General features: G+C 49.2%; 1 protein-coding gene. It reads left to right on the top strand.

Features of this window, described 5'->3' with window-relative positions; translation table 11 throughout:
- Window positions 1–246, top strand: a 246-nt coding sequence (locus SB775_RS32610) for a potassium transporter TrkG (protein ID WP_410865436.1), incomplete at both ends; no start/stop codon positions are given.

The raw sequence follows: 246 nt of genomic DNA on the forward strand, positions 1-246 counted from the left end.
GAACGGTCTCTTGCGATTGTCTTTATCAGCATGACTGCCGTCTTCCTGGGTATCTTAATTTTGAGCTATACAGAAAACGCACCGTTTGAATGGATTGTGTTTGAAGCGTTCTCCGCTTTCGGGACCGTCGGCTTATCGATGGGCTTGACTGGCGAACTTTCCGTTTTCGGGAAAATTGTCATCATGGTTTTAATGTTTGTCGGCCGCGTCGGCCCTGTCACCTTGGCATTTGCCTTAGCACGCCAG

The organism is Peribacillus sp. SIMBA_075 (assembly GCF_046534585.1).